At 56.8% G+C, this 11,492-nt stretch carries 10 protein-coding genes and 1 other annotated feature; of the genes, 7 read left to right on the top strand and 3 right to left on the bottom strand.

The window, feature by feature from the left end; all coding sequences use genetic code 11:
- The first annotated feature begins 112 nt into the window (after positions 1-112).
- The 5 genes from AC4PCC_RS18005 (at position 113) to thrC (ending at position 5,840) form a co-directional block, all read left to right on the top strand.
- The gene (locus AC4PCC_RS18005; protein ID WP_492127560.1) at positions 113-811 is read left to right on the top strand and encodes a tRNA/rRNA methyltransferase; all 699 of its coding nucleotides are present in this window, start codon (positions 113-115) and stop codon (positions 809-811) included.
- Between the two features lie 192 nt (positions 812-1,003).
- Positions 1,004-1,075 (top strand): thr operon leader peptide, encoded by a 72-nt coding sequence (thrL, locus tag AC4PCC_RS18000; protein WP_073981044.1) that lies wholly within the window; start codon positions 1,004-1,006, stop codon positions 1,073-1,075.
- Positions 1,011-1,132: a sequence feature (Thr leader region), on the top strand. Its footprint overlaps the gene before it by 65 nt.
- A gap of 23 nt (positions 1,133-1,155) precedes the next feature.
- Positions 1,156-3,618: a bifunctional aspartate kinase/homoserine dehydrogenase I gene (thrA, locus tag AC4PCC_RS17995; protein WP_492125433.1), complete on the top strand. Its 2,463-nt coding sequence runs from the start codon at positions 1,156-1,158 to the stop codon at positions 3,616-3,618.
- Between the two features lie 2 nt (positions 3,619-3,620).
- Entirely contained in the window at positions 3,621-4,550 is a 930-nt protein-coding gene (thrB, locus tag AC4PCC_RS17990) for a homoserine kinase (RefSeq protein ID WP_492125432.1), read from the top strand.
- A gap of 3 nt (positions 4,551-4,553) precedes the next feature.
- On the top strand, positions 4,554-5,840 hold the full coding sequence (gene thrC, locus AC4PCC_RS17985) for a threonine synthase (RefSeq protein ID WP_492125431.1): 1,287 nt from the start codon (positions 4,554-4,556) through the stop codon (positions 5,838-5,840).
- Positions 5,841-6,029: 189 nt separating this feature from the next.
- Here the strand turns inward: thrC and AC4PCC_RS17980 are convergent, their stop codons facing one another.
- The 3 genes from AC4PCC_RS17980 to yaaA form a co-directional block, all read right to left on the bottom strand.
- Entirely contained in the window at positions 6,030-7,562 is a 1,533-nt protein-coding gene (locus AC4PCC_RS17980; RefSeq protein ID WP_492125430.1) for a hypothetical protein, read from the bottom strand.
- Positions 7,563-7,578: 16 nt separating this feature from the next.
- Positions 7,579-8,577: a type III secretion system chaperone gene (locus AC4PCC_RS17975; protein WP_492125429.1), complete on the bottom strand. Its 999-nt coding sequence runs from the start codon at positions 8,575-8,577 to the stop codon at positions 7,579-7,581.
- A 166-nt stretch (positions 8,578-8,743) separates the two neighbouring features.
- On the bottom strand, positions 8,744-9,520 hold the full coding sequence (yaaA, locus tag AC4PCC_RS17970) for a peroxide stress protein YaaA (RefSeq protein ID WP_492125428.1): 777 nt from the start codon (positions 9,518-9,520) through the stop codon (positions 8,744-8,746).
- Between the two features lie 244 nt (positions 9,521-9,764).
- Between yaaA and tal the strand changes: the two genes are divergently transcribed.
- Complete coding sequence (tal, locus tag AC4PCC_RS17965) at positions 9,765-10,718, top strand: transaldolase (RefSeq protein WP_067709128.1); 954 nt, start codon at positions 9,765-9,767, stop codon at positions 10,716-10,718.
- A 135-nt stretch (positions 10,719-10,853) separates the two neighbouring features.
- Positions 10,854-11,441 carry a molybdopterin adenylyltransferase gene (gene mog / locus AC4PCC_RS17960; RefSeq protein ID WP_492125427.1) on the top strand — a complete coding sequence of 196 codons (588 nt, stop codon included), beginning with the start codon at positions 10,854-10,856 and terminating at the stop codon, positions 11,439-11,441.
- Positions 11,442-11,492: the final 51 nt, after the last annotated feature.

Raw genomic sequence — 11,492 nt, 5'->3', positions numbered from 1 at the left:
TTCCCTCACACGCATGCCTGCGGATGTTGTTGGCTTGTTATTTATCATCGCCTTTTATTTTAATGCGATCCTGTCACACTACTATTCCTGTTGGATGAACATTAAGGCCATTATGCATTTCCCTCTGATCCTTGTTTCCCCGGCCCGGGCTGAGAACGTTGGCGCTGCGGCGCGCGCCATGAAAACGATGGGTTTTGATACGCTGCGTATTGTTAATAGCGAGGCGCATCTGGACCCCGCGGCGCGCAGGGTGGCCCACGGTGCGGGAGATATTCTGGATAATGCCACCCACTGGGATTCGCTGGCGGCTGCGCTGCATGACATCGACTTTAGCGTGGCGACAACGGCCCGGAGCCGTGCACGATTCCACTATTACGCCACGCCTCAGCAGCTGCTGCCGCTGCTTGAGGAGAAGCAGCAGTGGATTAACAGCATGGCGCTGGTGTTTGGCCGCGAGGATACCGGCCTGACCAACGAAGAGCTGGCGCTGGTCGATGTGCTGACCGGTATTCCGATGGCAGCAGATTATCCCTCTTTAAACCTGGGCCAGGCGGTTATGGTTTACTGCTACCAGCTTTCCACGCTGCGTCAGGTCAGCGCCCGGCCAGAGATCGCGGCGGACGTGCATCAGCTGGCGGCGCTGCGGCAGCGCTGTGACGTGCTGCTTGAGCGGCTGGCGGTGAGCGACGATCGCAAACTTGCCGACTGGCTGACGCAGCGCCTTGGCCTGCTGGCCCAGCGCGACAGTGCCATGCTGCATCGTCTGCTGCATGACATTGAAAAAAATCTTACAGATAAAAACGCTGATTAATTTTGCATTACCAGAAGGTGCTGCTGATTTTTCCGTGCGGGTTGAAAGATAAGCGCTGAGCCTGGGGCAAATCCCTGTGGCCTCCTCTCGTTGGCTGGGATGAGGGAAAGATAAAAAAATTGACTTAGCAAGGCGATTGCTTTACTTCTGAAAGCCGACAGATTTTATAAACAGACAGATGATAAATCTATAATGCGTAACCACAGCCTGATGACAACAATCATTATTACCACCACCATTACCACGAGTAACGGTGCGGGCTGACGCATACAGGAAAAAATAAAAACAAGCCCGCACCTAAACAGTGCGGGCTTTTTTTTCGGCAAAAATTCAGGAGAGTTAGAATGCGAGTGCTGAAATTCGGTGGAACCTCAGTAGCTAACGCGGAACGGTTTCTGCGCGTGGCTGATATTCTGGAAAGTAATGCGAAGCAGGGACAGGTTGCCACCGTATTGTCCGCGCCAGCGAAGATCACGAATCATCTGGTCGCGATGATCGAAAAAACCATCGGCAATCAGGATACGCTACCGAATATGAGCGACGCAGAAGGCATTTTCGCCGCGCTAATCGAGGGGCTGGCCAAATCACAGCCCGGCTTCGATGACGAGGGCGTTACCCGTCTGGTCGCACAGGAATTTGCACAGCTGAAGCAGGTATTGCACGGCATCAGCCTGCTGGGGCAGTGCCCGGACAGCGTCAACGCGGCCATTATCTGCCGGGGTGAAAAGCTGTCGATAGCCATTATGGCCGCTTTGCTTCAGGCGCGCGGTTACGGTGTTAGCGTTATCGATCCGGTCGAGAAACTACTGGCCGTGGGGCACTATCTTGAATCAACCGTGGATATCGCGGAGTCGACCCGCCGGATTGCCGCCAGTCAGATCCCACCTGAAAATATGATCCTGATGGCAGGGTTCACCGCCGGTAACGATAAAGGCGAACTGGTGGTACTGGGACGTAACGGCTCGGATTACTCTGCGGCCGTACTGGCCGCCTGTCTGCGCGCCGACTGCTGTGAAATCTGGACGGATGTCGATGGCGTTTATACCTGCGATCCGCGCCAGGTTCCCGATGCCCGGCTGCTGAAATCTATGTCATACCGGGAAGCGATGGAGCTTTCCTACTTCGGCGCAAAAGTGTTGCACCCGCGCACCATCGCCCCGATTGCCCAGTTTCATATTCCCTGCCTGATTAAAAATACCGCTAATCCGCAGGCGCCCGGCACGCTGATTGGCGGCGACGGCACTGATGATGAAAATCCAGTGAAGGGCATCACTAACCTTAATAATATGGCGATGTTCAACATCTCCGGCCCGGGCATGAAGGGTATGGTCGGTATGGCCGCCCGGGTCTTTGCCACCATGTCGCGCAGCGGCATCTCCGTGGTGCTGATCACCCAATCCTCATCAGAATACAGCATCAGTTTCTGCGTACCGCAAAGCGACCAGGCTCGTGCGCGGCGGGTGCTGGAGGAGGAGTTTTATCTTGAGTTGAAGGATGGCCTGCTGGAGCCGCTGGACGTGATGGAAAAGCTGGCGGTGATTTCGGTGGTAGGGGATGGCATGCGTACCCTGCGCGGGATCTCAGCCAAATTTTTCTCTGCGCTGGCCCGCGCGAATATCAATATTATCGCCATTGCTCAGGGATCGTCAGAACGCTCTATCTCCGTCGTGGTCAATAATGACGATGCGACTACCGGCGTTCGCGTGGTGCATCAAATGCTGTTTGCTACCGATCAGGTGATTGAAGTGTTTGTTGTTGGCGTGGGGGGGGTGGGTGCTGCGCTGATTGAACAGCTGCACCGTCAGCAGGCCTGGCTTAAAAATAAGCATATTGACCTGCGGGTGTGCGGTATCGCCAACTCCAGCGCGCTGCTGACCAACGTACACGGCATCCCGCTGGATAACTGGCAGGATGCACTCAAGGAGGCGAAGGAGCCGTTTAACCTCGGGCGTCTGATCCGCCTGGTGAAAGAGTATCATCTGCTGAATCCGGTGATCGTCGACTGTACCTCAAGCCAGGCGGTAGCGGACCAGTACGCCGACTTCCTGGGCGAGGGTTTCCACGTGGTGACGCCGAATAAAAAGGCCAACACTTCATCATGGAATTATTATCAGCAGATGCGCGCGGCAGCGGCTAAATCGCGCCGTAAATTCCTGTATGACACCAACGTGGGCGCGGGCCTGCCGGTCATTGAAAACCTGCAAAACCTGCTGAATGCCGGGGACGAGCTGATTCGCTTTTCCGGTATTCTTTCCGGTTCCCTGTCGTTTATTTTCGGCAAGCTGGATGAGGGCGTCTCCCTCTCTGCCGCGACGAAAATGGCGCGTGAGCTGGGCTTTACCGAACCGGATCCGCGTGACGATCTGTCAGGCATGGACGTGGCGCGTAAGCTGCTGATCCTCGCCCGCGAGGCGGGATACCAGCTGGAGCTGAGCGATATTGAAATTGAAGCCATATTGCCAGCATCCCTTACCTCGCTGGCAGATGCGGACGCATTTATGGCGCGTTTGCCGGAGCTGGATGACGCCTTTACTGCGCGCGTCGCGGCGGCACGCGATGAGAATAAGGTCCTGCGCTTCGTGGGGGCCATTGAAGAAGGGGGGCGCTGCCGGGTGAAAATTGACGCCGTCGACGGTAACGACCCGCTGTATAAGGTAAAAAATGGCGAGAATGCGCTGGCCTTTTATAGCCGCTATTATCAGCCTATTCCGCTAGTGCTGCGCGGATACGGCGCGGGTAACGATGTCACGGCCGCCGGCGTGTTTGCCGATCTGCTGCGTACCCTGTCATGGAAGTTAGGAGTTTAACGATGGTTAAAATTTATGCCCCGGCCTCAATCGGCAACGTCAGCGTGGGCTTCGACGTGCTGGGTGCGGCGGTTTCGCCAATTGATGGTACGCTGCTGGGCGACTGCGTGAGCGTGGAGGCAGCCAGTGAGTTCAGCCTGCACAATGGGGGCCGTTTTGTCAGCAAGCTGCCCGCCGATCCGCAGGACAACATCGTCTGGCACTGCTGGGATCGCTTCTGTGAGGCCATTGGCAAGCGGGTGCCGGTCAGGATGACGCTGGAAAAAAATATGCCTATCGGTTCAGGTCTGGGATCCAGCGCCTGCTCGGTGGTAGCTGGCCTGGTGGCAATGAATGAACACTGTGGCAAACCGCTTGGCGATACTGAACTGCTGGCGCTGATGGGGGAGCTGGAAGGGCGTATATCCGGCAGCGTCCATTATGACAACGTCGCGCCCTGCTTTCTTGGCGGTATCCAGCTGATGCTGGAAGCAAACGGCATTATCAGCCAGCCAGTACCGAGCTTTGACGACTGGCTGTGGGTGATGGCCTACCCTGGTATTAAAGTCTCGACCGCAGAAGCGCGGGCGATCCTTCCCGCGCAGTATCGCAAAGAGGATATTATTCAACACGGCCGTTATCTGGGGGGCTTCGTTCATGCCTGTCACACCCAGCAGCCGGAGCTGGCAGCGAAGCTGATGTGTGACGTGATAGCCGAGCCTTACCGCACTAAACTGTTACCAGGCTTTGCCCTGGCGCGGCAGGAACTTAAGAGTATTGGCGCACTGGCGTGTGGCATTTCCGGTTCCGGCCCCACGCTGTTTGCCGTCAGCAACCAGCTGGAAACGGCTCAGCGTATGGCTGACTGGCTCAGCCAGCACTATCTGCAAAATGATGAAGGCTTCGTTCATATCTGTCGTATTGATACGGCAGGCGCACGTAAACTGGGATAACGTATGAAACTCTATAATCTTAAGGACCATAACGAGCAGGTAAGCTTTTCACAGGCGGTCAGGCAGGGCCTGGGCAAGCAGCAGGGGCTTTTTTTCCCGCTTGAACTGCCTGAGTTTGAGCTGACCGATATCGACGAGATGCTGGAGATGGATTTCGTTACCCGCAGCAGCAAAATCCTGTCGGCCTTTATTGGCGATGAGATCCCCGCGCATCAGCTAAAAGAGCGCCTGGCAACCGCCTTTGCCTTTCCTGCACCGGTGGCAAAGGTCACCGACGATATCGCTTCGCTGGAGCTGTTTCACGGCCCAACGCTGGCGTTTAAAGACTTCGGCGGCCGCTTTATGGCGCAGATGCTCTCATATGTGAGCGGAACGGATGAAAAAATCACCATTCTTACCGCCACCTCGGGCGATACCGGCGCCGCCGTTGCCCATGCTTTCTACGGCATGGAAAACGTTCGCGTGGTGATCCTCTACCCTCAGGGCAAAATCAGCCCGCTACAGGAGAAGCTGTTTTGTACCCTGGGCGGCAACATTCAGACCATCGCCATCGACGGAGATTTCGATGTCTGTCAGTCGCTGGTTAAGCAGGCATTTGATGATGAGCCGCTGCGCAAAGCCATTGGCCTTAACTCGGCCAACTCCATCAATATCAGCCGTCTGCTGGCACAGATTTGTTACTACTTTGAGGCGGTCGCTCAGCTGCCGCAGGAAAAACGTAATCAGTTAGTTATCTCCGTGCCAAGCGGCAACTTTGGCGACCTGACGGCGGGGCTGCTGGCGAAATCCCTGGGGCTGCCGGTGAAGCGCTTTATTGCCGCGACCAACGCCAACGACACCGTTCCGCGCTTCCTGACCGGCGGCGAGTGGCAGCCTAACGTGACCGTTTCCACGCTGTCTAACGCCATGGATGTCAGCCAGCCTAACAACTGGCCGCGCGTCGAGGAGATCTTCCGCCGTAAAACCTGGCGCCTGACCGATCTCGGCTATGGTGCGGTGGATGATGAAACCACTAAGGCAACCATGCGCGAGCTGGCGGAACTGGGCTATATCTCTGAACCTCATGCCGCGATCGCATATCGCCTGCTGCGCGATCAGCTGCAGGAAGGGGAGTACGGTTTGTTCCTGAGCACGGCGCATCCGGCTAAGTTTATCGAAAGCGTGGAAGCGGTACTCGAGCGTAAGCTGCCGCTGCCAGAGGCGCTGGCCGAACGGGCCGCACTGCCGCTGCTGTCCCACAAGATGGCGGCGGACTTCTCCGCGCTACGCGAATTCCTGCTGCATAAATAACGCCTGCGGCCCCACTCCTTGCGGCCTTTCGCTGTGGCCCTTACTTCGGTAAGGGCCTTTTTGATTAACTCTCTTCTCCTTTCCTCCTTTCCTCCTCTTCATCCCCCACCCCGAGTTCCCTGTTCCCCCTTTCCCGGCGTGCCATCAGACGAACGCAGTCCGGCCACGGCGGGTTGCGCTGGCCGGGTGTTACTGGCGGCTTGCGATATCGGTGATTATGCTGGCCTGGGGATCACGGGTGCTAACCGGTGCCGGTGATTCTGCGGGTGCTGCTGTTGTCGATGGGGGGGCCGGTGATTCTGCGGGCGCTGCTGCAATAGCCCCGCGAACCTTACTGTGCGCCTGATAAATCTGGTTCACCATTTTATAGGTGAGGCCAAAGGCGGCCGCGGTCCCGGCGTTGTTGAACAGGCTGGAGAGTACCGGGGAGATAGGGCCTTTCGTTAGCGCCGTCAGTATCTGTTGCGAGGCCAGCGTGCTGCTGTTGGCAAAATTATTCCAGCTCAGTCGGGCGATGGAGTGATCGAGCAGACGGGCGTAATCCTTCATCGGCAGGGAAGGGGAGAATTTCTGCGTGTCACCCACCTGCTTGCTGTCGTAGTGCTTGCCGAGAAAAGCATCACCGGTTTCGATAAAGGCGTTACAGGCCGATCGCAGAGCCGATACAATAGCACCCATTTCATGCAGCGCTTTACCGGTCAGGCGCTGGCCTGCCGCATCGCGGATTTCCGGGCCGGAAACGCTATAGCCTTTTGGCAGCGCCTTCTGGATCAGCCCATCCTGTAGCATTCCCATTGCCAGCGTGTTTAACGTATACCAGGCCGCATTGGTACTCATATTGTCGTCATTAACGCCATAGCCTGGCGTGCCTTTACGTGAGGCCACCAGGCTTCCCGTCGCCTGCAACGACTCCCTGGCTCCCGCATAGATAACGTTGCGCAGCTGTGTACTCATTACGCGCGCTGTCAGGGCCGGATTCCCGCTGAGTACGCCCGCCAGCGACATGCCCACATTCAGCATTTCAGCCATAACCTGCTGACCGGAAACGCGCTTTGAATCTTTTACCGTTTGCTGACTCAGGCGAGCCCATTCAGCGGGTTTGTCGCGCTTTATCACGTTGGCCTGGTCTGGACTGAGACCAAACTGACCGCGCACGGCCACCTCATCGGGCTGTACGGTACCAGACTGAGGCTGCGCGTCCGGTTCCGTCTGCCGCATAAGACGAGGCTCACGAAGATGATGCTGTAGAGCAACGTTGGCAAGAGAGATAACGGCCTGTAGAGTCACGGCGACGGCAGGATGTTTTTCCACCAGATGGGGGAGCAGCTGGTTATAGGCCTCAATAAAGGCTTCTTCACGGGCCATTGTCGGCAGCCCGCAGGTGATCATTTGCTGGAGGGCATGACCACTTAGCGCCCCCCAGGCTTTGTTTTGCAGGGGAGCCAGCGTAAATTTCCCTAAATCGGCGGCGGAAGCTGCCGTCTCCTGCCACCCCAGCTTACCTGCGGTTTTGCTGCCGTCCCATAGTTTGCCTCCGCCCGTTTTTGTGCTCTTCCAGGCACTCTCACTGAGCGTTGAGAAAAACTGCCCCGCGCTGGCGGCTGCCCGGGCTGCGCGTCCCGGCGCAGCATCGGGGCGCGGCCCGCTCTCTTCATCGCCGCGCCCGCCCAGCCTGGGTATTTCATACTGGCCGGAAGCCGGCCGGATGGTATCGCTCATCATTATGCTCCGATTCAGGCTACGGTTTGTTCGCGACGGTCATGGCGACGCTGAGCGTCATAAGGTCGGCAAGCCAACTGGCGAGATCGGAACCGTCCAGCCCCAGAGTGTCCCAGCGGCAGACCAGGCACAGCGTTTCACCGCACAGCGCCAGCGAGCAGTTGGTCAGTACCATTAGCTCGCTGTTAGCCTGTAACAGGCGTTGCTGCGCGGAGCCGGGTGTGACATCCAGTGACAGGGGCGTTGAGATCAGGAGGTGGCGTCGATCGCCATCGGCAAGCACGGTGAACTGCCTTTCAGGGAAGTTAAGGATGCAGCAACAGCCCTCCAGCCGATAGCGGGAGGGGGGGAGGTCAAGCAGGGTGAGGGCCTGATGCAGCAGCGAATAATGCCAGCGATGGCTGATGGCCTGTTCGACAAGCTCATCCAGTCGCAACGACGCTGTTTGCCGCCACTCTGTCACCCAATCTTCAACGGGTGCAACAGCGTGGGTATTCGTGGAGGGCGGCTGCTCGCCTGCGGAAGAGAGCAGTAAGTCTGTCAGGCTTGAGGCCAGCGAATGGAGGTCGTTTAATCTCTCTGCCAGGGCTTCTGCGTCCTGCCATATATCAAAAGACAGCCGCAGTGTTAGCCGTGTCTGGCCCTTCTCATCCAGCGAAAGGGCGATGCCGCTCAGGCCCATGGCGACATCGCTCGCTCTGAGCAGCGCCTCCTGCCAGACCTCGGGATGGAGTGCAGCAGGGGGTTGCAGGAAGCCAACCACCAGCCACAGGGGTACAGGAGCTTCCCGCTGGCAAATGGCTACCACGTCCAGCGCATCCAGCCTCAGGCGTCCGGAGGCAGCAAACTGCTGCCGATCGACTTTTTTGACGCCGAGGTGTTTTGCCGCCGCGCAGAGCCAGGGCTTCGCGGCCGTCGGTACAGGATTGTCGAACGTGGCCTGAGTATTATCCGGCTGAAGATGCGTGGCCTGCCAGACCCGATCGCTTAGGTTTTTGCGCAGTGCGTGCTGATCCATACCTACCTCCCAATGGCTGATTTGCTGCAACAGGCCTTGGGTGGGCAATAAAGGATCGCGCGTTCGGTTTCTGTCACCGGTTATAACTAAAGGGTATGGAGAGGCAGGGAAGGGGGAAGAAAATACGGCTTTAGACTCGCAAAAGCCGCGTACGCATCATTTAAGGTTATGGATTCTCGCGGCGCTTAAAGACCAGATCGCTGTCATTGCTCTCTTCCGCTGCGAAGAAGTAGCCATCGACATCGAATTTTTTAAGCTGCTCCGGCTGGCTCAGACGATGCTGGATGATGTAGCGGCTCATCAGCCCGCGTGCTTTCTTAGCGTAAAAGCTGATGACCTTAAACCTGCCGTTTTTCTCATCAAGAAAGACCGGTTTAATGATGCGACCCGCCAGTTTTTTAGGTTTCACCGCCCTGAAATATTCGTCCGAGGCCAGATTAATCAGGATATCGTCGCCCTGTTCGGCCAGCGCGGCATTCAGCGCGTCGGTCAGTCGGTCGCCCCAAAAGGTGTAGAGATCTTTCCCGGCCGGGTTTTCCAGCTTGATGCCCATTTCCAGACGGTAGGGCTGCATCAGATCCAGGGGTCGCAGCACGCCGTACAGCCCGGAGAGCATACGCAAATGCTGCTGGGCAAAATCGAAGTCCTTTTCATGAAAGGTTTCGGCCTGTAACCCGGTATACACATCGCCTTTAAAGGCCAGAATCGCCTGACGGGCATTATCGGGGCTGAAAGGCGGGTGCCAGTCGTTGAAGCGTTCGGCGTTGAGGTGGGCCAGCTTGTCGCTGATGCTCATCAGCGTGCCGATCTGTGCGGGCGTCAGCCGGCGGGCTATTTCGATCAGTTTTTGTGAATCATCCAGCAGGGCAGGTTGGGTAAAACGACGGGTAGCCAGCGGGCTTTCAAAATCCAGCGTCTTAGCCGGAGAGATAACCATCAACATGCCTGTATCCTTATGTGAAACTGCCCTGACCGGGCGAAATAAACGAGACCGTTACTTTAGCAAAAAAGCGACGAGAAAGCGCAAATCACTGCCATAGCCGTCTCGCCTCTTACCCTTCTTATTAACACTTTTAGCACTACGTGGCCTGACGGAAACCTTACCTTGCATGGCCTGGTACGCGTGATATGATCGACGTAAACACGATTAACATCCCGATAACGCTACTCTGACGAGAATGACAATCATGACGGACAAACTGAGTTCCCTGCGTCAACTGACTACCGTTGTTGCCGATACCGGCGACATTGCGGCGATGAAGCTGTACAAGCCACAGGATGCTACCACCAACCCCTCGCTGATCCTCAGCGCGGCGCAAATTCCCGAGTACCGCAGGCTGATTGATGATGCAGTAAGCTGGGCACGCGATCGCAGCAGCAACAAGGATGAGCAGATCCAGCATGCGGCAGACAAGCTGAATGTGAATATTGGTCTGGAGATCCTGAAGCTGGTTCCTGGTCGTATCTCTACCGAAGTTGATGCACGCCTGTCCTACGACACGGAAGGCAGCATCAATAAGGCACGTACGCTGATCAAGCTTTATAACGATGCCGGGATCGGCAATGACCGTATCCTGATTAAGCTGGCTTCAACCTGGCAGGGTATCCGCGCCGCGGAGATCCTGGAAAAAGAGGGCATCAACTGTAACCTGACCCTGCTGTTCTCCTTTGCTCAGGCGCGTGCCTGTGCCGAAGCCGGTGCCTATCTGATTTCGCCATTTGTGGGTCGTATTCTGGACTGGTACAAAGCCAATACCGACAAGAAAGAGTATGCGGCGAACGAAGACCCAGGCGTCATTTCAGTGACTGAAATCTACGAATACTACAAGCAGCATGGCTACGAAACCGTAGTTATGGGTGCCAGCTTCCGTAATATCGGTGAAATCACCGAGCTGGCAGGCTGTGACCGCCTGACTATCTCTCCGGGCCTGCTGAAAGAGCTGGCTGAGAGCGAAGGAACACTGGAGCGTAAACTTTCGTACAGCGGCGAAGTGAAAGCGCGTCCGGCAAAAATGACGGAATCCGAGTTCCTGTGGCAGCACAATCAGGATCCGATGGCGGTTGATAAACTGGCTCAGGGCATCCGCAACTTTGCGCTTGACCAGGGCAAGCTGGATAAAATGATTGCCGATCTGCTGTAATGCATGCTCGCGGCCACTCACCTGGCCGCGTTTTTCCCCCGGCTGTACTTCCCGCCCTGCAATGTTTATTCTTCCCGCAAATGAACTTTAACCTGCGTCCGCGCTTTACGCCGTGGGCATTACGGTGACAACACGATGAACACACTACGTATAGGATTGATCTCGGTTTCCGATCGCGCCGCAAACGGCATCTATCAGGATGAGGGGCTGCCCGCGCTGGAGGCCTGGCTGACGCAGGCTCTGAGCACGCCTTTTAGCATTGAAAAGCGCCTGGTGCCCGATGAACAGTCGATGATCGAACAGACCCTCTGTGAGCTGGTGGATGAGCGATTTTGCCATCTGGTACTCACCACGGGCGGAACCGGGCCAGCGCGACGGGACGTGACCCCGGATGCCACGCTGGCGGTAGCAGACCGGGAGATGCCGGGCTTTGGTGAGCAGATGCGGCAGATCAGCCTCAACTTCGTCCCGACGGCCATTCTGTCACGGCAGGTGGCGGTTATTCGTAAGCAGTCGCTGATTGTGAATTTGCCGGGCCAGCCTAAGTCGATTAAAGAGACGCTTGAGGGGGTAAAAGCGCCTGATGGGACGGTGAAGGTGCAGGGCCTGTTTGCCAGCGTTCCCTACTGTATTCAACTGCTGGAAGGGCCGTGGGTCGATACCCATCAGGCGGTGGTAGCAGCATTTCGCCCCAAAAGCGCCCGGCGTGGGACAAACAGCTAAAAAATAATCTGATTCAGGCATAAACTCCAGGGCAGCTGGCGTAGCGGGAAA

The organism is Erwinia sp. L03-1, assembly GCF_058686115.1.
Note: the sequence above shows the minus strand (reverse complement) of the source record. Positions and strands in the feature narration are given on the sequence as shown.